Origin of the sequence: Halomonas sp. HG01 (assembly GCF_000968715.2) — a bacterium.
Classification (GTDB): domain Bacteria; phylum Pseudomonadota; class Gammaproteobacteria; order Pseudomonadales; family Halomonadaceae; genus Halomonas; species Halomonas halophila.
In genome coordinates this window covers 3,347,560-3,369,278 of sequence record NZ_CP022134.1, presented here as the reverse complement: position 1 = coordinate 3,369,278, position 21,719 = coordinate 3,347,560, and the positions used below count along the sequence as shown (strand labels likewise).

The following is a 21,719-nucleotide window of genomic DNA, read 5'->3' as shown; positions in this document are numbered from 1 at the left end:
AGAGCATACACCCACGGAGAGAAGAACGAAAAAATGGCCCCGCGAGGGGGCCATGTCGTGTTGCCGGCAGGGCGGGGCGATCAGGAGCGGGCGGCTGCCTGGGCCTGGCTCGCGCCCTCGCTGCGGGTACGGCCGGAGGCGCCACCACCACCGTGCACCTTGGAGACGGTGAACTCGGGGTAGGCCTCGAGGCCACACTCGGCCAGGTCCACGCCCTCGTATTCCTCTTCCTCGCTGACACGCACGCCCATGATCGCCTTGATGATCAGCCACACCACCAGGCTGGCGATGAAGACCCAGGCGAAGATGCCGATGATGCCGATGATCTGCGGGCCGAAGGAGGCACCGTCGTTGGACAGCGGCACCGCGAGCACGCCCCAGATGCCGACCACGCCGTGGGCGGAGATGGCACCGACCGGGTCATCGAGCTTCAGCTTGTCGAGGCCGACGATGGAGACCACCACCAGCAGGCCGCCGAAGGCGCCGATCAGGGTGGCGCCCAGGGCGCTGGGCGACAGCGGGTCGGCGGTGATGGACACCAGGCCGGCGATGGCGCCGTTCAGGGCCATGGTCAGGTCGGCCTTGCGGAACCAGGCCTTGGCCAGGATCAGTGCGGCGATCACGCCACCGGCGGCCGCGGCGTTGGTGTTCACCAGCACCTGGGCCATGTTGTTGGCGGAGCTCACGTCGGAGACCTTCAGCTCGGAGCCGCCGTTGAAGCCGAACCAGCCCATCCACAGGATGAAGGTACCCAGGGTGGCCAGCGGCATGTTGGCGCCGGGGATGGCGAAGATGCTGCCGTCCTTGCCGTACTTGCCCTTGCGCGGACCGAGCACCAGCACGCCGGCCAGGGCCGCGGCCGCGCCGGCCATGTGCACGATGCCGGAACCGGCATAGTCGGAGAAGCCGACCTCGGCCAGCCAGCCGCCGCCCCAGGTCCAGTAGCCGGAGACCGGATAGATGACGCCGGTCATCACCACGGCGAAGGCCAGGAAGGCCCACAGCTTCATGCGCTCGGCCACGGCACCGGAGACGATGGACATGGCGGTGGCCACGAACACCACCTGGAAGAAGAAATCGGCGCGCATGGAGTAGTAGGGCGCGTCGTCGCTGCCCGCGGTCACCGCGGCCACGGTATTGTCGTCGCCCAGCAGGAAGCCCAGGTTGGGCAGGATGCCGCCGGCGTCGCCGGAGTACATCAGGTAGTAGCCCAGCAGCAGGTACATGGTGCAGGCGATGGCGAACAGGGCGATGTTCTTGGTCAGGATCTCGGCGGTGTTCTTGGACCGCACCAGGCCGGCCTCGAGCATCGAGAAGCCCGCGGCCATCCACATCACCAGGACGCCGCAGATCAGGAAGTAGAAGGTATCGAGCGCGTAGCTCAGCTCGGTCAACTCGTTCATGGCTGTCACTCCAGAAGGAAAGGGAGAGAGACGGTCGGCTTAGACGGCGTCGGCGCCGCGCTCGCCGGTACGGATGCGGATGACGTCCTCGAGGGGGGTCACGAAGACCTTGCCGTCGCCGATCTTGCCGCTGTTGGCGGCGCTGCAGATGGCGTCCAGCACGGTATCGAGGCGACCGTCGTCCACGGCGATCTCGACCTTGACCTTGGGCAGAAAGTCGACGACGTACTCGGCGCCGCGATACAGCTCGGTGTGGCCCTTCTGGCGACCGAAGCCCTTGACTTCGGTGACGGTGATGCCCTGGACCCCGTTGTCGGCGAGCGCTTCGCGCACGTCGTCGAGCTTGAACGGCTTGATGATGGCGGTAATCAGCTTCATCCCGGATCTCCCCATTGGATGAGCGCGGGCTGCTCCGCGCGGTGTGTGTGCAGGTTTCCCTGCATCTGCTTAAACCGTGCCATCGAACTGGATTTGCCATATTTTTCAGGGCGTTGATTGCCAATAGCGCCCCGGCAGAGAGAGGCTGGTGCAGGCGTGAATGGACGCCGTGCACTGAATTGATGCTGGTGAGCGAGCGCTTCGCACCATCCGAGGGCGAGGCCCGCGCCACCCGGGAATGCGCCCGCCGGGCGGCTTGCGTATCCTTGGAGTCAGCCCTATTCCCCTAAGGCCCATTCCACTCAGGAGAGACATCATGGTCAGCCAAGACCGCATCGGCCGCCTGGCCCAGCAGATCGGCGAGCGCCTGCAGGGCGCCTCCCAGGCGCCGGAAGACGTGCAGAAAGGCATTCAGCAGGTGGTGCGCGGCGCCTTCGACCGGCTCGAGCTGGTGTCGCGGGAGGACTTCGACATCCTGATGGACGTGCTGCAGCGCACCCGCGGCCGGGTCGAGGCGCTGGAGAAGCAGGTCGCCGCGCTGGAAGAGGCCCTGGACGCCAACCGCGCGGGCGGCGAGGTGCCGGCCGTGGCGGACGAGGCCTCGGTCGATGCGGCCGCCGAGGCGCAGTCGTCCACCCCTGAGGAAGATGCCGGCGCCGGCGAGACCGGGCGCTGATTCCGAACCGTCACCGAGCGGGGCTCGTCGCGCTGAACTAGCCTTAGGACTTACCTGAGGAAAGGAACCGCGCGAGGGACCGCCGATGACCCTGTCGATCGTTCGCACCCGGGCCGGCCTCGGCCTCGAGGCTCCCGAGGTGCTGGTGGAAGTGCATCTGGCCAACGGCCTGCCCGGCATCACCCTGGTCGGGCTGCCGGAGACCGCCGTTCGGGAGAGCCGCGAGCGGGTCCGCAGCGCGCTGGTCAACGCCGGCTTCGACTTCCCGATGCGTCGCATCACCCTCAACCTGGCGCCCGCCGACCTGCCCAAGGAAGGCGGGCGCTTCGATCTGCCCATCGCCCTGGGGTTGCTGGTGGCCTCGGGCCAGATCGCCGCCGAGGCGCTGGCCGAGATTGAATGCGCGGGCGAGCTCGCCCTGGACGGCGCGCTGCGTCCGGTGCCCGGGATGCTGCCGCTGGCGCTGGCCACCCGCGGGGCCGGGCGGCGTCTGATCGTGCCCCGGGCCAACGCCGACGAGGCGGCGCTCGCGGGCGATCTCGAGGTGCTGCCCGCCGATCACCTGCTCGAGGTGGTCGCACACCTGCTGGGCCAGACGCCGATCGAGCCCCATCGGGCGTCGCGCCCCGCCGAGGCGCTGACGACGGGTGCCGATCTCGCCGAGGTACGTGGCCAGCACCAGGCGCGGCGCGCCCTGGAGGTCGCCGCCAGCGGTGGCCACAATCTCCTGCTGGCCGGTCCTCCAGGCACCGGCAAGACCATGCTGGCCAGCCGCCTGCCCGGGATCCTGCCGCCGCTGACCGAGAACGAGGCCCTGGAGGTGGCGGCGGTGCGTTCGGTGTGTGGCCTGCCGCTCGACGAGGACTGGGGGCGGCGCCCCTTCCGCTCGCCCCACCACACCGCCAGCGCGGTGGCGCTGGTCGGCGGTGGCTCGCGGCCCAGGCCTGGCGAGATCTCGCTGGCCCATCGGGGCGTGCTGTTCCTCGACGAGTTGCCCGAGTTTCCCCGCCAGGTGCTCGAGGTGATGCGCGAGCCCATGGAATCCGGGCGCATCCACATCGCCCGCGCCAGCCACGAGCGGCGCTATCCGGCGAGCTTCCAGCTGGTGGCGGCGATGAATCCCTGCCCCTGCGGCCATCTCGGTGACCCTCGCCGGGCCTGCCACTGCACCGCCGCCCAGATCCAGCGCTATCAGGCGCGGCTTTCCGGACCGCTGCTCGACCGTATCGACCTGCAGGTGGAGGTGCCGGCGCTGGCGCCGGAGCAGCTGACCGCCCGGGAGAGCGGAGAGCCCTCGGCGGCGGTACGCGAGCGGGTACTGGCGGCCCGGGAGCGGCAGTGGGCGCGCGGGGCGCTCAATGCCCGGCTGGGCAGTCGCGAGCTGGAGGCCGCCTGCGCACTGAGCGGGACGGATCGGGCCTGGCTGGCCGGGGTGCTGGAGCGGCTCAATCTCTCGGCGCGGGCCTATCATCGGGTGCTGCGGGTGGCGCTGACCCTGGCCGACCTGGCCGGCGAGCCGCACCCCGGGCGCGAGCAACTGGTCGAGGCGATCGGCTATCGTCAGCTCGATCGGCTGCTGCAGGGGCGTTGACGAAGCACGGCCCCCGGCGTCAGAGCGCGGTGGCGTCCAGGGCGCCATCCAGCCGCGTCTGCCACAACGGGGTGGCGTCGCCCGGGCGGCGCAGGGTCAGCTCCAGGCGATACGGCAGCAGGGTCCGGTCGGACAGTGCCAGCCGGGGGCCGGCGCTGACCAGCCGGCTGTCCAGCCGCCACTGGTTGGCCGCGGCGCCCGAGGCCAGCGCGGGCTGCCAGTCGAGCACCTGGGGCCCCTGGCCGAGGCCCAGCAGGGAGCGGGTCAGGCTTTCCAGCAGGCGGTCCTCGCCGACGCCGAGCGCGTCATCGACCTCGGGGGCGGCCAGCAGCAGCACCTCGTCGGAGGACGGTCGTGGCAGCGGTGGCGCCTCGGCCACCCGCTGCGCGGCGCGTTCGCCGAGGCCGAACAGGGCCTGGCGAACCGTCTGGGGAGCGTCCGGCGTGCCGACGGCGCAGCCGGCGAGCGGCAGCACCGTCAGCAGGAGGAGAGGCAGCAGCGGCAAGCGGCGACGGCTCATCGGCGGGAGACCCTGCGGGTGGTGGAAGAGGGAATGTCGGCCTCCTCGAGGCCGGCGAGGAACCGCGTGAGCTCCTCGAACAGCACCCGGCGGATCGGTTCGGCCTCGTTGACCAGGTGATGGCGGGCCTCGGGGTGGCGATGGATCTCGGCCCGCGGGAACTTGCGCGTCAGCACCTCCAGGTTCCATTCCCAGTCCACCGTCAGATCCTGCTCGCCCTGCAGGATCAGCGTCGGCAGCGGGCTGGCCGGCATGGCCAGCAGCCGCGGCATCCAGCGGCGCATGGCGTCCACCCACTCCATGGCCAGGCGGTCCGGCTGCAGCGGGTCGCTCTCGCGCAGGAAGGTGGCGAAGTCGCTGTCGGTGGAGTTCTCGCGGAAGCGGCGCGGCACCGAACGCACGAAGGGGCCCAGCAGGCGGTGCAGCCAGCTCGACTGGTGCCAGCCCCAGGGGCGCACCAGCGGCGCCAGCAGGGCCAGGCCGCTCCAGTGGCCGTCGTCGCCCCGGCGCAGGGCGTCGGTGGCCAGGATCGCCGCGCCGGTGCTCTGGCCGATGCCGACCCAGGGCCGGGGCGCCAGGTCGCGGGCGGTCAACTGGGTCTGCAGGTTGTCCAGGCAGCTGCCATAGTCATCGAAGTCGGCGATGGTGGCGCGGGGGCCGCTGGACAGCCCGTGCCCGGGCAGATCCCACAGCACCACCTGCCAGCCGCGCTCGAGCAGGCACTCGAGCAGGTGACGATAGAGGCCCAGATGATCGTAGTAGCCGTGCACCACGAACACGGTGCCGCGCGGCGATGGCGGGCGCCAGATCTGGGTCCACAGCCGGAAGCCGTGGGCGTCCACGTACCCCACCTGCAGGCCCACCCGCTCGGCGAGCAGCGGCGCCAGGCCGTAGTGGCCCAGGTAGCCCTGGAGCGGGTGGCCGGCGGGGTCGGCCGGGGCGATGGGGCCGAGCGCCTGCAGGGGGGTGAAGTCGGTCATCGAGTCCTCCGTGTGGATGCCCATGCTAGCGTCCCGTCGGGACGGTCACCAGCGTCGCCTTCCAACGTCTCCGGCCTCGTCTATTGGTCGAGTTCCGGGGGTGGTTCGCAGGCTTCGGGTTTACATGTGGAAGTATTTTCCACAATACTGAGGCCACGCAGTCACCATTGCCTGTCCGGCCGATTGGCGCTTGGGGAGCGCCGAAACGCCTCGCATAGGAGAACGACCCATGACCCAACGTATCACTCGCCACCGTCTGCAGGTGGCCGCCGAGCTGGACCGCTTCATCAATGAGCAGGCCCTGCCGGGCTCCGGCGTCGATCCCGAGGCCTTCTGGGCCGGCGTCGACGCCCTCTTTCATGATCTGACACCGAAGAACCGCGAACTGCTCGCCGAGCGCGATGCCCTGCAGGCCGAGCTCGACGCCTGGCACCGCGAGAATTCAGGCCCGGTGCGTGACATGGCCGCCTATCGCGGCTTCCTCGAGCGCATCGGCTATCTGCAGCCGGCCCCCGCCGAGGTCAAGGTCACTACCACCAACGTCGACCGCGAGATCGCCGTGCAGGCCGGCCCGCAGCTGGTGGTGCCGGTGAACAACGCCCGCTACGCGCTCAACGCCGCCAACGCCCGCTGGGGCAGCCTCTACGACGCGCTCTACGGCACCGATGCCATCGCCGACGAAGACGGCGCCGAGCGCGGCGACAGCTTCAACCCGAAGCGCGCCGAGAAGGTCATCGCCTACGCCCGCGGCGTGCTCGACCGTGCCGTGCCGCTGGCCACCGGCTCCCACGCCGAGGCCGTGAAGTACGCGCTGCGCGACGGCCACCTGGTGGTGAGCCTGGAAGGCGGCCGCGAGACCGGCCTCAAGGAGCCGGGCAAGCTGGTCGGCTACCTGGGCGAGACCGACGCCCCGACCTCGGTGCTGCTGGCCAACAACGACCTGCACCTGGAGATCCAGATCGACGCCACCCATCCGATCGGCAAGACTGATGCGGCAGGCGTCAAGGACGTGGTCGTCGAGGCCGCGCTGACCTCGATCATGGACTGCGAGGACTCGGTCGCGGCGGTGGACGCCGAGGACAAGGTCGGCGTCTACGCCAACTGGCTGGGCCTGATGGCCGGCGACCTCGAGGAGCCGATCGAGAAGGGCGGCAAGCGCTTCACCCGCAAGCTGGCGGCGGATCGCACCTGGACCGCGCCGGACGGCGGCGAGGTGACCCTGCCCGGCCGCTCGCTGCTGTTCGTGCGCAACGTCGGCCACCTGATGACCACCCCGGCGGTGCTGGACGCCGACGGCAACGAGCTGCCGGAAGGCATCCTCGACGCGGTCATGACCAGCCTGCTGTCCATCCGCGACCTGCAGAAGGGCGAGGGCGAGGCCCGCAACTCCCGCGAGGGCTCGGTCTACATCGTCAAGCCGAAGATGCACGGCCCGAAGGAAGTGGCCTTCACCAACGAGCTGTTCGGCCGCGTCGAGGACCTGCTGGGCCTCCAGCGTGACACCCTCAAGATGGGCATCATGGACGAGGAGCGCCGCACCTCGGTCAACCTCAAGGCCTGCATCAATGAGGCGACCTCGCGGGTGGTGTTCATCAACACCGGCTTCCTCGACCGCACCGGCGACGAGATGCACACCGCCATGCAGGCCGGCCCCATGGTGCGCAAGGGCGACATGAAGGGCGCCGCCTGGATCGGTGCCTACGAGCGCAACAACGTTCAGGTCGGCCTGGCCTGCGGCCTGCGCGGCCACGCCCAGATCGGCAAGGGCATGTGGGCCATGCCGGACCTGATGGCGGCCATGCTCGAGCAGAAGATCGGCCATCCCAAGGCCGGTGCCAACACCGCCTGGGTGCCGTCGCCGACCGCCGCCACCCTGCACGCCCTGCACTACCACCAGGTCAGCGTGGCCGAGGTGCAGCGCGAGCTGGAGGCCCAGGGCGAGCCGGACCTGCTGGACGAGCTGCTGACCGTGCCGGTGGCCGAGAACACCGACTGGTCCGAGGACGAGCTGCAGCAGGAGCTGGACAACAACTGCCAGGGCATCCTCGGCTACGTGGTGCGCTGGGTCGAGCAGGGCGTCGGCTGCTCCAAGGTGCCGGACATCCATGACGTGGGCCTGATGGAAGACCGCGCCACCCTGCGCATCTCCAGCCAGCACGTGGCCAACTGGCTGTACCACGGCGTGGTCGACGAAGCTCGCGTGCGCGCCACCCTGGAGCGCATGGCCAAGGTGGTCGACGAGCAGAACGCCGGTGACCCGGCCTACTCGCCGATGAGCGCCGACTTCGCCGGCTCCCACGCCTTCCAGGCCGCCTCGGACCTGATCTTCAAGGGCATCGAGCAGCCCTCCGGCTACACCGAGCCGCTGCTGCACCACTGGCGCGCCGTCCACAAGGCCGGCTGATCGCCTCTCGCCAGCATGCCGTTCGCCGCCCCCTTCATGGGGGCGGCTTTCGTTGGGGGCGAGAAAACGAGAGAAGGGAAAAGGGAGATGCCCCGGGTGTGCGTCGCGCGCGGGCTGGGCTATCTTGTGGCCATCGTTCAGCCGCAGGGAGCGCGCCCATGACCGTGATGACCGCCGCCGCCATCGAGGAATTCCTCGACGAGGTGTTTCCCCAGCGTGCCGGCACCATCGAGGGCGTCGGCGAGGGCCGCGCCACCATGAGCCTGGCCATCGAGGACGAGCACCTGCGTCCCGGTGCCAGCGTCTCCGGCCCGACTCTGATGGGGCTGGCCGACGTCTGCCTCTACGTGGCGATCCTGGCCCAGATCGGCCCCGAGCCGATGGCGGTCACCAGCGACCTGCACTGCCGCTTCCTGCGTCGCCCGCGGGGCGATCGCGACTTGATCGCCAACGCCCGGCTGCTCAAGCTGGGGCGACGGCTGGCGGTGGGCGAGGTGCAGCTGTTCTCCGACGGCGAGGAGGCGCCGGTGGCGCTGGTCACCGCGACTTATGCCTTGCCCGATGCCGACTGACGGCGCCAGGCCGCCACGGCCAGCGCCAGCCAGCCGAGGATCAGCAGCCCGCCGCCGATCGGCGTGATGGCGCCGAGCACCTTCACGCCGCTGATCGCCAGGGCGTAGAGCGAGCCCGAGAACAGCGTCATGCCGGCCAGCCACAGGCCGAGGACCCAGCGCTGGCCGGCCAGCGGGTGCGTGGCGCGCCAGGCCAGCACGGCGAGCATCGCCAGGGTATGCCAGGCCTGGTAGCGCACCCCGGTCTCGAACACCGTCATCAGTCTCGGCGTCAGCGTGCCGTTCAGGGCATGGGCGCCGAAGGCCCCGGCCATCACCGTCAGGGCGCCGCACAGCGCCACTGCCATCCACCAGCCGCGATCCCGCATGCTGTCTTTCTCCCGTTGGGGTGTGTTCCCGTGATGTCTGAGCAGGGGCTGGGGACAGGCCAGAGCGGGGTTTTTGCCAGGGACGGCAAAAGGTAGCGCCCAGGGATGGGGTCACAGCGCCCCGCGGCGGCCTGTTGCCAGATCGGCCCCGCCAGGTCTGCGCCCTACCGTACCCGGGGGCGCCCCGAGGCGCTACAATATGGACCCGCGAAATCGCAGCCCCGGAGGATGCCATGCAGATCCAGCTCAACGGCGAGGCGCGCACCCTGGAGGCCGAGGCCTCCGTGGCCCAGCTGGTCGAGACCCTCGGCCTGGCCGGACGGCGCATCGCCGTGGAGGTCAACGAGGAGATCGTCCCCCGAAGCGCGCACGGCGAGACGCGTCTGGCCGACGGCGACAGGGTGGAGATCGTCCATGCCATCGGTGGCGGCTGAGCCGCGAGACCCCCGCATAGGAGCCACAATACAATGACCGACTTCTTCCAGGACGCGCCGCTGCGCGTCGCCGGCCGTGAATTCGCCTCGCGCCTGCTGGTGGGCACCGGCAAGTACCGCGATGTCGACGAGACCGGCGAGGCCATCGCCGCCAGCGGGGCCGAGGTGGTGACCTTCGCCGTGCGTCGCACCAATCTGGGCCAGGACGCCTCGGCGCCCAATCTGCTCGACGTGGTGTCCCCGGAGCGCTATACCCTGCTGCCCAACACCGCCGGCTGCTACACCGCCCAGGATGCGGTGCGCACCTGCCGGCTGGCCCGCGAGCTGCTCGACGGCCACAACCTAGTCAAGCTCGAGGTGCTGGGCGATGACACCACCCTGTATCCCAACGTGGTGGAGACCCTGGCCGCCGCCGAGACCCTGGTCAACGACGGCTTCGACGTCATGGTCTACACCAGCGACGATCCCATCGTTGCCCGCGAGCTGGAGCGTCTCGGCTGCTGCGCCGTGATGCCGCTGGGCTCGCTGATCGGCTCCGGCCACGGCATCCAGAATCCGCACAACATCCGCCTGATCATCGAGCAGGCCAGCGTGCCGGTGCTGGTGGATGCCGGCATCGGCACCGCCTCCGAGGCCGCCCAGGCCATGGAGCTGGGCTGCGACGGGGTGCTGATGAACTCCGCCATCGCCCACGCCCGCCAGCCGGTGCTGATGGCCGGCGCCATGAAGCGGGCCGTGCTGGCCGGCCGCGAGGCCTTCCTTGCCGGACGCATGCCGCGCCGCCAGGGCGCCGAGCCGTCCTCGCCGCTGGCCGGGCGTATCAACGCCTGATCCTGTCTTTCGACCTTCACGAGTTTCAACGCCGCGCATGAACGACGAACAACGCCCCGACACGCCCTCGACCGACGCTCCCGAGGGCCCCGACGCCCCGCTGCATCGCCGCGGGATCAAGAGCTACGTGCTGCGCGCCGGGCGCATGACCGCCGCCCAGACCCGCGGCCTCGAGGAGGTGTGGCCGCGTCTGGGGCTGACCCTCGAGGACGGCCGCCAGGACCTCGAGACGCTGTTCGGGCGTCGCGCTCCGGTGGTGCTGGAGATCGGCTTCGGCATGGGCGGCTCGCTGATCGAGCAGGCCGAGACCCATCCCGACACCGACTTCATCGGCATCGAGGTGCATGCGCCCGGCGTCGGCAAGCTGCTCGACGAGGCCGACAAGCGCGGCCTGACCAACCTCCGGGTCTATCGCGAGGACGCGCTGCTGGTGCTCGAGCAGTGCCTGCCCGAGGGCAGCCTCGACACCCTGCAGCTGTTCTTCCCCGACCCCTGGACCAAGAAGAAGCATCACAAGCGGCGCATCGTCCAGCCGGCCTTCGTCGAGCTGGTGCGCACGCGCCTCAAGCCCGGCGGCACCCTGCACATGGCCACCGACTGGGAGGCCTACGCCGAGTGGATGGCCGAGGTGATGGTCGAGGCGCCGGGCTACCAGAACACCGCCACCGACGAGACGGCCCCCTACGTGCCGCGCCCCGAGTTCCGCCCGCTGACCAAGTTCGAGCAGCGCGGCGAGAAGCTCGGCCACGGCGTCTGGGACCTGATCTTCCGTCGCGCCGACTGATTCCTTCCCGCGCGCTCAGCCTCGCCGCGTGGTCGGGGCGTTCGGTCGGACCCGTCGACGCGCTTCCCGCTCCGTGACCGGGCGGGCCGTGGCGACATGGCCGCCGGCGCCTCGCCCGCGGCGCCGACCGCTCGCCAGGGCGCTCACGGCGCCGAGCAGCCCGAGGGCCATGCCGGCGGCGCCCAGCATGCCCGGCCATTCGCCGAACATCAGCGCCGTGGCGGCCAGGGTGGCGGCCGGTGTCAGGGCCACCAGCGCGGCGCTCTGGCTGACCCCGAAGCGTTGCAGGCTGGCGTTGAAGAAACCGTAGCCGCCGAAGGTTGCCAGCAGGATCAGCCAGGCCAGGGCCGCCAGGGTCTCCGCCTCCAGCGCCGGGGCGGGCAGTCCTTCGCCGCTCAGCCAGGCGGCGAGGGCGAACACCAGGGTGGCCGCCGCCAGCTGGGCGGTCAGGCGCGTCGCCATGGGCAGGGTCGCCGGCCGCCCGGCGCTCAGCACGCTGCCGAGGCTCACCGCGATCACCGCCAGCAGCGGCAGTCCGTAGGCCCAGAGCGGTGCCCCGCCGACGCCGCCGAGATCGTCCATCACGCTCAGCCCCGCCCCCAGGGTCGCCACGCCCAGTCCCAGCCATTGGGCCATCCGCGGACGCTCGCCCAGCAGGCGGCCGGCCATCAGCGTCGCGGCCAGGGGCTGCAGGGCGCCGATCAGGGCCGCCACGCCGGCACTGACGCCGCTTTCCACCGCCAGCAGCATGGCCAGCAGATAGCCGCCCACCGTGAGGCTGCCGACCAGGGCCTCGTGGGCCAGGGCGCCCGGTGCTCGAGTGCGTTGCGCGCGGGTCGCGATCAGCGTCCACAGGCCGGCCAGCAGGGTGGCCAGCGCGAAGCGCCAGGCGTAGAGCGAGAGCGCCGGCGACTCGGCGGCCACGGCCAGACGGCTGCCCACGAAGCCGCTGCTCCAGCAGATCACGAAGCCCACAGCGATCGCCAGGCTCCCCAGCTGCTGCGGCTGGGGCGGTGCCCACTGAACCCATTGTCTCGCCAGCATGTCGGTCTCCTCCCGCGAACTTGCAGGGGCGAGTCTGCGCCGGCTAATGTCTTCAGTGAATCGCAACTTTTTTCAGTGAGTGTTCAGTATGGTTGAAGTCTCTTCCCAGACCCTGGACCTGGAGGCGCTGCGCAGCTTCGTGGCGGTGGCGCGGCTGGGCTCGCTGGCCGCGGCGGCCGAGCAGCGCCACCGCACCGTCAGTGCCCTGAGCATGCAGATCAAGCGCCTCGAGACGCGCCTGGAGGCCCGGCTGCTGGTGCGCGGTGCCCGGGGCATGACGCTCACCGCCAGCGGCGAGGCGCTGCTCGGCGAGGCCCGGGAGCTGCTGCGCCATCACGACGGCCTGGTGGCTCGGATCAGCGGCCGCGGCCTGTCCGGCCGGGTCAGCTTCGGTATGCCCGAGGACTACGCCAGCCGCCTGGTCGGGCGCCTGCTGCCGGACTTCCTGGCCCGCCATCCTGACGTGGTGCTGGAGGCCGTGACCGCGACCAGCGGCGAGCTGGCCCGCCGCCTGGAGCGGGGCCAGCTGTCGCTGGTCGTGGCGCTGGACCGTCCTCATCGACTCAGCGGCGGTGAGCCGCTGTGGCGTACCTCGCCGGTATGGGCCGGCGCCCGGGACCTGGCGCTGGCGCCGGAGGCCCCGTTGCCGCTGGCGCTGCATCCGGTGGACTGTCCCTACCGCCAGCTCGGCATCGAGGCCCTGGAGGCCGGCGGGCGCCCCTGGCATGCGGTCTTCACCAGTACCAGCATCCATGCGCTGGAGACTGCCGTGGAGGCGGGGCTGGCGGTGAGCATCCTGGAGCGTGATCGCCTGACGCCGGCCATGCGCGAGCTGGGTGAGGCCGAGGGCCTGCCGCGGCTGGCGGACTGCCAGGCCGAGCTGCATTACGGGCGAGGCGTCAATGCGGCCTCCTGGCCGGCGGTGGAGGCGCTGGGAGAGATGATCAAGGCGCGCCTGGGCCAGCGGAGCTGACGCACGCGTGCGGTGAGGGCACGTCACGGTGCCGCGGGCGCTCGGAGCCAGTGCGGAAAGGTCGCGCGCAAAAGAAAGCCGCCCTGGGCGGGGCGGCGAAAGACCGTGACTAGCAATGAGGAGGAGAATCCCCCGCGGAGGACTGGCAGGGCCCCGCGGGTCTGACACGCACCTCGGCGATGCCATGAATGAAAGGTAAATCATTCTCATTTGATGCGTCAAGCGTAACGAGAATATTTTTTATTTGATGTCGCTGGCTAGGCGATCAGGCGCAGCCACAGCGGCAGGCTCAGCATGGCCAGCAGGGTCTGGACGGTAATCAACGCGGCCATCAATTCGGCGTCGCCGCCCAGCTGTCGCGACAGGATATAGGCCGAGGTGGCGGTGGGCAGGGCGGCGAAGAGCAGCGCCACGTCGCGGCTCACCGCGTCCAGGCCGAGCAGGGTGGTCAGCCCCAGCACCAGGGCCGGCAGCAGCGCCAGCTTGATCAGGGTGGCGGTCCAGAGGCCGCCGTCCCGGCGCAGCACCGCCTGGGGGCGGAGCGCCACGCCCACCGCCACCAGGCCCAGCGGCAGCGCCGCCCGGCCGAGCAGGGCCACCGCGTCGTGGCTCCAGCCGGGCAGGCCGATCCCCGAGAGGTTGAGCCCCGCCCCGGCCAGGCAGGCCAGGATCAGCGGGTTGCGGGCCAGGGCCCGGAGGCTGGCGCCCACGCCGCCCTTGCCCAGGGTGCCGGCAGCGAGGAAGGTCAGCACGCACAGTACGTTGACCAGCGGCACCATCAGCGCCACGGCGACCGCCGCCACGGTGGCGCCGGCCGGGCCGTGCAGGGCGGCGGCGCCGGCCACGCCCACGTAGGTGTTGAAGCGCAGCGCGCCCTGGAAGACCGAGGTGAAGGCCGGCATGCCGAGCCCCAGCCGCGGCCGCAGCGTCCACAGGCCGACGGCCAGCAGCAGCAGGCCACCGAGCAGCACCAGGGCGAGGCGGGCGACCGGCACCGCGCGGATGTCGGCCTCGGCCAGGGTGGCCACCAGCATCGCCGGGAACAGCAGGTAGTAGATCAGGCCCTCGAGGCGCGACCAGAAGTCGCCGCCGGGCCAGGGACCACGGCCCAGCAGGGCGCCGAGCAGGATCAGCAGGAACAGGGGCCCGAGGGCGCCGATGATGCTTTCCATGACGATGCCATTCCCTGGTCGAGAGGTGAGCGCGGCGCGTCAGGCCGCCCAACGCAAGGCGGCCGGCCCCGAGGGAGGCCGGCCGCCGGTCGCGCCATCGAGGCGCGCTCGCCCTGGGGCGATCAGCCTTCGGCGTTGTCCGGGTTCACATCGAGCAGCTCGACCTTGAACACCAGGGTCTCGTTGGGGCCGATCGGGCCCTGGCCGCGGCTGCCATAGCCGAGTTCGGCCGGGATCACGACTTCCCAGGTGTCGCCGACGCTCATCAGCTTCAGGGCTTCCTGCCAGCCTTCGATGACTTGGCCGACCTGGAAGCTGACCGGCTCGCCGCGCTCGTAGGAGCTGTCGAAGACGGTGCCGTCGATCAGCTGGCCTTCGTAGTTGACCTTGACGGTGTCGCCGTCGCTGGGCGAGGCGCCGTCGCCGGATTCGATCTCGCGATACTGCAGGCCGGAGGCGGTGACGGTCACGTCGTCCTTCTCGGCGTTTTCGGCCTGATAGGCCTCGCCGGCGGCCTGGTTCTCCTCGGCCAGCTGCTGGGCCTCGGCGGCGCGCTGCTGCATGGCCTGCTGCTGGAAGGCCTGCATGGTGGCGTTCATCTCGTCCTCGGTCATCTCCAGCTCGTTGTCGTCGAAGACATCGCGAACGGCCTGGGTGAAGGCGTCGACATCGAGATCGGAGACGTCCTGCTGGATGCTCTTGCCCAGGGTCACGCCGAGGCTGTAGCCGAGCTTCTCGCCGTCGGTCTCGGGGGCGGCCAGTGCCAGCGGGGCAGCGGTCAGCAGCGCCGTCAGGGATGCGGTGGTCAGCAGTCGCTTCATGAAAATGCCTTGTACTCCGGCGCCTTGGCGCCATCGGTGAATGGGGTTCTTGGGACTCTAACAGGGCCGGATCGGTTCCGCACCCGTCTCGACGGCGCGGAAACCGACCCGGCAGGAGGCGCGCCGGCGGCCCTAGACCACGAGGGTTGGGCAGTGGGCCGAGCCCGCCACCCGCTGCGACACGCTGCCCAGCAGCAGACCCTTGTCGCCGTTGGTGCCCTGGGCGCCGATCACGATCAGGTCGCAGTCGCGCTTGCGGGCGAAGCGCACGATGGTGCGCGAGGGGCGGCCCCCCTTGACGAAGGCACGCACCCTGTCGGCGGGCACGCCGAGCTCGGCGGCGTGCGCCTTGGCCTGCACGGCGATCTCGGTGGCGTACTCCTTGAGGGCATCGTCGGGGATGTCGAGCTTCTCGGGCCTGATCATGGACAGCGAGGCCTCGAGCAGGCTGTGATGCTTGAACACGCACAGCAGGTAGAGTTCGGCGCCGGTGAGCCGCTGCAGCGCGACGGCCTTGTCCAGTGCCTTGATGGCGCCCTTGGAGCCATCCACCGGTACCATGATCCGCTTGAACATCATGAGCTCTCCTTTGGGTCCCGGTCAGCCGCTGAAGGCCAGGTCGCGCAGGAACAGGGCGATCTGCGGGAACATGATCAGCAGGGCGGCGGCGAGGATCAGCAGGAACACGAACGGCGGCGTGCCCTTGATGACGTCCAGGTAGGGCCGCTTGAAGATCGCGATGGCGGTGAAGATGTCGCAGCCGAAGGGTGGCGTCGCCGAGCCGATGGCCACCTGCAGGGTGATCAGGATGCCGACCAGCACCGGGTCCAGGCCGGTGGCCTCGATGGCGGGGGCGAAGATCGGCGTCAGCACCAGGATCACCACGATGGGGTCGACGAACATGCAGGCCACGAAGAAGGCGATGCAGATCGCGATCAGCACCCCGGTGGGGCCGGCCTCGTTGATGCCCACCGCCTCGAGGATCGCCTGGGGAATCTGGGCGAAGGAGATGATCCAGGAGAAGCCGTTGCCGACGGCGACCAGGATGAACACCACGGCGGTGATCAGGCCGGTGGACTTGGCGATGGCGTAGATGTCATTGATCTTGAGCGAGCGGAACACCACGAACTCGAGCAGGATGGCATACAGCACGCAGGCCGCGGCGGCCTCGGTGGGGCTGAAGATACCGCCATAGATGCCGCCGACGATGATCACCGGGAAGCCCAGCGGCCACAGCGCCATGCGTACCGCGCCCAGGCGTTCGCCCCAGCCGGCCTTGGGCTCGGTGGGCACCTTGCGGATCACGGCGTAGGCCACGCAGTAGGCGGAGAACATGGCGAGAATCAGCAGGCCGGGCCCGATGCCGGCGATGAACAGCTCGCCGATGGAGGTGCCGGAGATCACCCCGTAGATGATCATGCCGATGCTGGGCGGAATCAGGAAGGCGATGTCGCTGGCGTTGATGATCAGCGCCAGGGTGAAGGAGTCCGAGTAGCCGGCTTTGAGCATCCGCGGGCGCAGGGGCGAGCCCACCGCCACCACGGTGGCCTGGGTGGAGCCGGAGACGGCGCCGAACAGGGTGCAGGAGGCCGCGGTGCTGACCGCCAGACCGCCCTTCACGTGGCCGATGAAGGACATCACCATGTTGATCAGGCGCTCCGCCGACTGGCCGCGGGTCATGATGTCGGCGGCGAGGATGAACATCGGCACCGCGATCAGCGAGGCTGGCCGGATGCCGGCCATCATCTGCTGGATCAGCGTCTCCATTTGGCCCAGGCCGTTGAACATCATGAAGAAGCCGATCACCGCCGCGGTGATCAGCGGGATCATCATCGGAAAGCCCAGCAGCAGCAGGGCGATCATGGTCACCACCATTATTGTCGTCATCGTGCGTTCCCCCGGGTCGTGCCCATCATCAGACTTCCGTTTCCGTATCCTTGTACCCGTCGAGCACCGAGGTCGACAGGTAGACGTCGCGGGACGTCATGTTCTTGATGGCGGTGAGCAGGTACTGGATGCCGGTGATCAGAAAGCCCAGCGGCACCCAGACGTAGATGATCCAGATAGGGAAGCCGAGCGCCGGCAGGATGCGGCCCTTGTCGTGCAGGTCGAGGATGTAGAGCACCGAGAAATAGAGCAGGAAGAACATCACCAGGGAGGTGAACAGCGAGATCGCGATCATCAGCGCGCGGCGCCCGCCCACCGGCAGGGCATCGTAGATCGCCGACATGCGGATGTGCCGGCCGTGGCGCGCCGCATAGCCGATGCCGGCGAAGGTGATCATGATGATCAGGATGCGGTTGATCTCGCCGGAGAAGAAGATGCTCTCGCCGAAGACGAAGCGGCCGATGACGTTGGCGATGGTGTTGGCGGCCATCAGCAGCACGCCGAGGGCGAGGATCACCGCCTCGACCTTGCTGATGAAGGTGTCGATGACGCCGAGAAAGCCCGGCAGTCCGGAACGATAGTGCTTTTCGGAATCTTCGTCGGTCATGGGCGTAATTCCCTGGAATCGTGGCGAACGGCATGACGCGCGAGCGACATCCCTATGGAGCAGCGTAACGGCTGGAGGCCATGCCATAGGCCCCGCGGATCAACGTTGGTTGAACGTTGCCCGGGCGGAAACAAAACGGGGGCAGCCAGGCTGCCCCCATCGTGCCGGTCGGGTGATCGCGATCACTCCTCGGCTTGCTGCACGGCCTCGAGGTCGGCCTTGAACTGCTCGAGCAGCGCGGCGCCGTCCTCGCCGGTCATCTCGAGGAAGGCGTCCTCGACCTGGGGCGCGCGCTCCTTGAAGGTGGCGATCTGCTCGTCGTTCAGGCGCGTCACGGTGCACTCGTCGCAGGCTTCCATGATCTTGTCGAGCGAGTCCTCGGCGAGGCCCTGGATGTGCTCGATGGTGTGGTCATAGGCCGCGTCGGTGGCGTCCTGCACCAGCTGCTTGTCCTCGTCGGACAGGCCTTCGTAGAAGTCCTGGTTGGCCATCATGGCGGTGGTGAACCAGCCGTGACCGGTGAAGGTCAGGTTCGGAGACACCTCGTAGAGGCCGCCGGACTCGATCCAGAAGATCGGGTTCTCCTGGCCGTCGATGATGCCGGTCTGCAGGCCGCCGTACACCTCGCCCCAGGGCAGCGGGGTCGGGGTGGCGCCGAAGGCGTTGTAGGTCTCGGCGAGCAGCGGATTGGTCATCACCCGGATCTTCTTGTTGTCGAAGTCCGCGGGTTCGGTGATCGGCTCGTCGGCGGTGACCACCATTTCCCCCTCGGGGAACATCTGCAGCAGCTTCAGGCCGTGCTCGGCGTAGAGCTCGGGGAACATCTCGTTGATGGCCTTGCTCTCGTCGAAGAACTCGAGCACGGTGTCCATGTCGGTCGGCATCAGATACGGAATGAAGAAAATCTGGGCCGCCGGGATCAGGGCGCCGGTGAAGCCGGGGGACTGGTCCACGAACTGCAGGATGCCGTTCTGGGTCTGCTCCATGATGTCGTCGGACTCGCCGAGCTCACCGAAGCGATAGACTTGCACGTTGTGGTCGGAATTCTCCTCCACGTAGCGCTTGAATTCCTGGGCGAAGACGTCCTGTACGTCGCCCTCGTACTCCTCGTGAGCGTAGCGCCAGTTGTCCGAGAAGGCGGACGTCGACATGCCCAGCATCAGGGCACCGATGCCCGCGGTGGCCAGCAGCTTTTGTGACTTCATTGATGCGCTTCCTCTGCAGGTTCTGCCAGCAACATCACGATGATATTGCTAACGAAAAGAACGTTTTGTTTTTGCAGCGTTTGTTCAGGCTAGTGGGGCGATCATGAAGGGTCAAGTTGGTCATTCAACCTTCCTAGCGCCGCAAGATGAGACGGTTTTGTCAGTCGGGAATAAAAAGGCAGTGCATCTCGCAGGTCATCGCCGGGTGATAGAGGCCGATGAGTGGCGTTGTCGTCGAGGCTATGCGCTTCCAGCCGCGCCAGGGCCTCACGCTCGGCGTCGAGCTCGCAGGCCTTGATCCGCTGGCGCAGCGAGGCGACGCTCTCGCGCTCGGCGGCCTCGGCCTTGAGCGAGCGGCGCAGCCGGCGCAGCGGCGCGGTCACCTCGGCCTGCCAGCGGGCCACCGCATCGGGCATCGGGCCGGCGGCCAGCCCGTGGCGGAACAGCCACAGCCGCCACAGCAGCTCGATCACCTCGACGCCGGCGTCGTCCTGCAGGTGCAGGCAGGCGGCTTCCGCGCCGGGGCGGGCGTAGAGCGCCAGGGCGACGTCCCATAGCGGATCGGCGGCGAGCCGGGCCCGCAGAGCGGCCGGCAATTCGGTAGAATCGGGCGTCATGATTCGGCTGTCGTCACGGCGGCGGCCCTATGCCTTCCTGTGGAGCCTTCATGATTGCACTGCGCCAAGTTTCCCTGCAACGCGGCACCCAAGCGCTGCTCGAGGACGCCGACCTGACCCTGCACGCCGGCCACAAGGCGGGCATCGTCGGGCCCAACGGCGCCGGCAAGTCGAGCCTGTTCGGCCTGCTGCGCGGCGAGTTCGCCCCCGATCGCGGCGAGCTCGAGATGAGCGGCGGCCAGCGCATCGCCCACATGGCGCAGGAGGTCGAGGCGCTGGAGCGCAGCATCCAGGACTACGTGCTCGACGGCGACCGGGCCCTGCGCGAGGCGGAAGCCGCGCTGGCCAGGGCTCAGGCAAACGGCGATGTTCACCGCGAGGCGGAGCTGCACGGCACCATCGAGGCGCTGGACGGCTACAGCGCCCCGGCCCGGGCGGCCCAGCTGCTGGTCGGGCTCGGCTTCGACCAGGGCGACCTCGCGCGGCCGCTGTCGGACTTCTCCGGCGGCTGGCGGATGCGCGTCAACCTGGCGCGCACCCTGTTCATGCCCTCCGACCTGCTGCTGCTCGACGAGCCCACCAACCACCTGGACCTCGACGCCCTGCTGTGGCTCGAGCAGTGGCTGACCCGCTACCCGGGCACCCTGCTGCTGATCTCCCACGACCGCGACTTCCTCGACGCGGTGTGCGATCACATCGTGCATTTCGATCGTCGCTCGCTGGTGCTGTATCGCGGCAACTACTCCACCTTCGAGCGCACCCGGGCCGAGAAGCTGGCCCTGCAGCAGGCCGAGGCGGCCAAGCAGCAGGCGCGCAAGGAGGAGATCGAGCGCTTCGTGGCGCGCTTCCGCTACAAGGCCACCAAGGCCCGCCAGGCCCAGAGCCGTTTGAAGATGCTCGAGCGCATGGGCGAGATCGCCGTGGCCCACGTCGATTCGCCCTTCCACTTCACGCTGCCGTCCGCCGACCGCACCTCGCACCCGCTGCTGGTGCTGGACGAGGCGCGGCTCGGCTATCGCGGCGAGGACGGCGAGACCGTCCAGCTCGAGGACGTCGACATGACCCTGCAGCCGGGGCAGCGCATCGGCCTGCTCGGCCCCAACGGCGCCGGCAAGTCGACGCTGATCAAGTCGCTGACCGGCGAGCTGCCGCTGCTCGGCGGGCGTCGGGTGCCCGGCGAGCACCTGGCCATCGGCTACTTCGCCCAGCATCAGCTCGAGGGGCTCGACCTCTCGGCCACGCCCTTCATCCACGTGCAGCGGCTGTCGCCGCGGGCCGCGGATCTGGACATCCGCAACTTCCTGGGCGGCTTCGGCTTCAAGGGCGACGACGCCTTCGCCGAGGTGGGGCGCTTCTCCGGCGGCGAGAAGGCGCGGCTGGCGCTGGCGCTGGTGGCCTGGCAGAAGCCCAACCTGCTGCTGCTCGACGAGCCGACCAACCACCTGGACCTGGAGATGCGCGAGGCGCTCACCGAGGCGCTGGCCAGCTTCGAGGGCACGGTGATCGTGGTCTCCCACGATCGCCACCTGCTGCGCGCCACCGTGGACGAGTTCTGGCGGGTCGCCGACCACCGGGTCACGCCCTTCGACGGCGACCTCGACGACTATCGCGCCTGGCTCAAGACGCGGCTCGAGAACGAGCGCCGCGAGGCCCGGGCCCAGAAGGTCGAGCGTCAGGAGGCCGCCGAGGCGCCGAAGGAGGATCGCAAGGCCGCGCGTCGCGCCGCCGCCGAGCTGCGCGAGAAGCTGCGCCCGCTCAAGCGCGAGCGCGATCGCGCCGAGCGCGAGATGGAGAAGGTGCAGGCCTCGCTCGGCAAGGTGGAGGACGCCTTGGGCGACGCCGAGCTCTACACCGACGAGGCGCGCAAGGACGAACTCTCCCAGCGGCTCGCCGAGCAGGCCGAGCTGGCGTCGCGGCTCGGCGAGCTGGAGCAGGCCTGGCTGGCGGCGGAGGAATCGCTGGAGGCGATGGAAGCGGAGCTGCGCGAGGCGACCTGAGGCGCCGGTTCAGCTCTCGAGCAGGAAGGTCACCGGACCGTCGTTGACCAGCGCCACCTGCATGTCGGCGCCGAACTCGCCGGTGGCGACCTTCGGCCAGGCGGCCCGGGCGCGCTCGACCAGCGCCTCGAACAGCCGCTGGCCCTCAGCGGGCGGCGCGGCGCTGGAGAAGCCGGGGCGCAGCCCCTTGCGGGTGTCGGCGGCCAGGGTGAACTGCGACACCAGCAGCAGGCTGCCCTCGGCCTGCTGCAGGTTGAGGTTCATCTTGCCGTCCGGGTCGGAGAACACCCGGTAGTGCAGCAGCTTGTGCAGCAGCCGCTCGACGCTCTGCTCGTCATCCCCCTTCTCGACGCCGATCAGCGCCAGCAGGCCGTGGTCGATGGCGCCGGTCTCGCGGTCGTCGACGGTGACGCTGGCGTGGCGAACGCGCTGGATCAGGGCTTTCATGGCACTTT

At 69.6% G+C, this 21,719-nt stretch carries 23 protein-coding genes; 9 read left to right on the top strand and 14 right to left on the bottom strand.

Translation table 11 applies throughout. The annotated features are described in order from the left end of the window. Positions 1-80: 80 nt before the first annotated feature. Positions 81-1,403, bottom strand: a complete 1,323-nt coding sequence (locus UN84_RS15970; protein ID WP_035594997.1) for an ammonium transporter — start codon at positions 1,401-1,403, stop codon at positions 81-83. Between the two features lie 39 nt (positions 1,404-1,442). Next, entirely contained in the window at positions 1,443-1,781 is a 339-nt protein-coding gene (locus UN84_RS15965) for a P-II family nitrogen regulator (RefSeq protein WP_016855902.1), read from the bottom strand. 316 nt (positions 1,782-2,097) lie between these two features. Here UN84_RS15965 and UN84_RS15960 point away from each other — a divergent pair, with 316 nt between their 5' ends. Further along, positions 2,098-2,457, top strand: coding sequence for an accessory factor UbiK family protein (locus UN84_RS15960; protein ID WP_046078812.1), 360 nt, complete (start codon positions 2,098-2,100; stop codon positions 2,455-2,457). Between the two features lie 85 nt (positions 2,458-2,542). Continuing rightward, positions 2,543-4,048, top strand: coding sequence for a YifB family Mg chelatase-like AAA ATPase (locus UN84_RS15955; RefSeq protein WP_046078811.1), 1,506 nt, complete (start codon positions 2,543-2,545; stop codon positions 4,046-4,048). Between the two features lie 19 nt (positions 4,049-4,067). On the opposite strand, the gene UN84_RS15950 is transcribed toward UN84_RS15955, so the two are convergent. After that, positions 4,068-4,568, bottom strand: coding sequence for a hypothetical protein (locus tag UN84_RS15950; RefSeq protein WP_046078810.1), 501 nt, complete (start codon positions 4,566-4,568; stop codon positions 4,068-4,070). Continuing rightward, a complete protein-coding gene (locus UN84_RS15945; RefSeq protein ID WP_046080322.1) occupies positions 4,565-5,548 on the bottom strand; it encodes an alpha/beta hydrolase in 984 nt (327 codons plus the stop codon). The genes UN84_RS15950 and UN84_RS15945 overlap by 4 nt, the downstream gene beginning before the upstream one ends. A 229-nt stretch (positions 5,549-5,777) precedes the next feature. On the opposite strand from UN84_RS15945, the gene UN84_RS15940 reads away from it, so the two are divergent. Further along, entirely contained in the window at positions 5,778-7,952 is a 2,175-nt protein-coding gene (locus UN84_RS15940) for a malate synthase G (protein ID WP_046078809.1), read from the top strand. A 158-nt stretch (positions 7,953-8,110) separates the two neighbouring features. Next, complete coding sequence (locus UN84_RS15935) at positions 8,111-8,524, top strand: PaaI family thioesterase (RefSeq protein WP_035595012.1); 414 nt, start codon at positions 8,111-8,113, stop codon at positions 8,522-8,524. Here UN84_RS15935 and UN84_RS15930 read toward each other — a convergent pair. Further along, entirely contained in the window at positions 8,500-8,892 is a 393-nt protein-coding gene (locus UN84_RS15930; protein ID WP_046078808.1) for a DUF423 domain-containing protein, read from the bottom strand. The two genes, UN84_RS15935 and UN84_RS15930, sit on opposite strands and share 25 nt — an antisense overlap. Positions 8,893-9,125: 233 nt before the next feature. Here UN84_RS15930 and thiS point away from each other — a divergent pair, with 233 nt between their 5' ends. Genes thiS through trmB form a run of 3 tightly spaced genes read left to right on the top strand, consistent with a single transcriptional unit; the run spans position 9,126 to position 10,941 of the window. Further along, positions 9,126-9,326, top strand: a complete 201-nt coding sequence (thiS, locus tag UN84_RS15925; protein WP_016855894.1) for a sulfur carrier protein ThiS — start codon at positions 9,126-9,128, stop codon at positions 9,324-9,326. A 33-nt stretch (positions 9,327-9,359) separates the two neighbouring features. Beyond that, a complete protein-coding gene (locus UN84_RS15920) occupies positions 9,360-10,157 on the top strand; it encodes a thiazole synthase (RefSeq protein WP_035595017.1) in 798 nt (265 codons plus the stop codon). 37 nt (positions 10,158-10,194) lie between these two features. Continuing rightward, complete coding sequence (gene trmB / locus UN84_RS15915) at positions 10,195-10,941, top strand: tRNA (guanosine(46)-N7)-methyltransferase TrmB (protein WP_046078807.1); 747 nt, start codon at positions 10,195-10,197, stop codon at positions 10,939-10,941. A gap of 15 nt (positions 10,942-10,956) precedes the next feature. Here trmB and UN84_RS15910 read toward each other — a convergent pair whose 3' ends face one another. Further along, a complete protein-coding gene (locus UN84_RS15910) occupies positions 10,957-11,985 on the bottom strand; it encodes a DMT family transporter (protein WP_082090854.1) in 1,029 nt (342 codons plus the stop codon). A gap of 88 nt (positions 11,986-12,073) precedes the next feature. Between UN84_RS15910 and UN84_RS15905 the strand changes: the two genes are divergently transcribed. Then, positions 12,074-12,958, top strand: a complete 885-nt coding sequence (locus UN84_RS15905; protein ID WP_046078806.1) for a LysR substrate-binding domain-containing protein — start codon at positions 12,074-12,076, stop codon at positions 12,956-12,958. Between the two features lie 257 nt (positions 12,959-13,215). Here the strand turns inward: UN84_RS15905 and UN84_RS15900 are convergent, their stop codons facing one another. The 7 genes from UN84_RS15900 to UN84_RS15870 form a co-directional block, all read right to left on the bottom strand. Then, on the bottom strand, positions 13,216-14,130 hold the full coding sequence (locus UN84_RS15900) for an AEC family transporter (protein WP_046078805.1): 915 nt from the start codon (positions 14,128-14,130) through the stop codon (positions 13,216-13,218). A 122-nt stretch (positions 14,131-14,252) separates the two neighbouring features. After that, on the bottom strand, positions 14,253-14,951 hold the full coding sequence (locus UN84_RS15895; RefSeq protein ID WP_046078804.1) for an FKBP-type peptidyl-prolyl cis-trans isomerase: 699 nt from the start codon (positions 14,949-14,951) through the stop codon (positions 14,253-14,255). Positions 14,952-15,083: 132 nt separating this feature from the next. Continuing rightward, the gene (locus UN84_RS15890; RefSeq protein WP_035595181.1) at positions 15,084-15,527 is read right to left on the bottom strand and encodes a universal stress protein; all 444 of its coding nucleotides are present in this window, start codon (positions 15,525-15,527) and stop codon (positions 15,084-15,086) included. Positions 15,528-15,551: 24 nt separating this feature from the next. Next, the gene (locus UN84_RS15885; RefSeq protein ID WP_046078803.1) at positions 15,552-16,838 is read right to left on the bottom strand and encodes a TRAP transporter large permease; all 1,287 of its coding nucleotides are present in this window, start codon (positions 16,836-16,838) and stop codon (positions 15,552-15,554) included. A 28-nt stretch (positions 16,839-16,866) separates the two neighbouring features. Continuing rightward, complete coding sequence (locus UN84_RS15880; protein WP_046078802.1) at positions 16,867-17,445, bottom strand: TRAP transporter small permease; 579 nt, start codon at positions 17,443-17,445, stop codon at positions 16,867-16,869. A gap of 182 nt (positions 17,446-17,627) precedes the next feature. Next, positions 17,628-18,650 (bottom strand): TRAP transporter substrate-binding protein, encoded by a 1,023-nt coding sequence (locus UN84_RS15875; protein ID WP_046078801.1) that lies wholly within the window; start codon positions 18,648-18,650, stop codon positions 17,628-17,630. A gap of 101 nt (positions 18,651-18,751) precedes the next feature. Then, a complete protein-coding gene (locus tag UN84_RS15870) occupies positions 18,752-19,267 on the bottom strand; it encodes a TIGR02444 family protein (RefSeq protein WP_052719319.1) in 516 nt (171 codons plus the stop codon). Between the two features lie 50 nt (positions 19,268-19,317). On the opposite strand from UN84_RS15870, the gene abc-f reads away from it, so the two are divergent. Beyond that, positions 19,318-21,264, top strand: coding sequence for a ribosomal protection-like ABC-F family protein (gene abc-f / locus UN84_RS15865; protein ID WP_046078800.1), 1,947 nt, complete (start codon positions 19,318-19,320; stop codon positions 21,262-21,264). A gap of 9 nt (positions 21,265-21,273) precedes the next feature. Here the strand turns inward: abc-f and dtd are convergent, their stop codons facing one another. Further along, on the bottom strand, positions 21,274-21,711 hold the full coding sequence (dtd, locus tag UN84_RS15860) for a D-aminoacyl-tRNA deacylase (RefSeq protein WP_046078799.1): 438 nt from the start codon (positions 21,709-21,711) through the stop codon (positions 21,274-21,276). Positions 21,712-21,719: the final 8 nt, after the last annotated feature.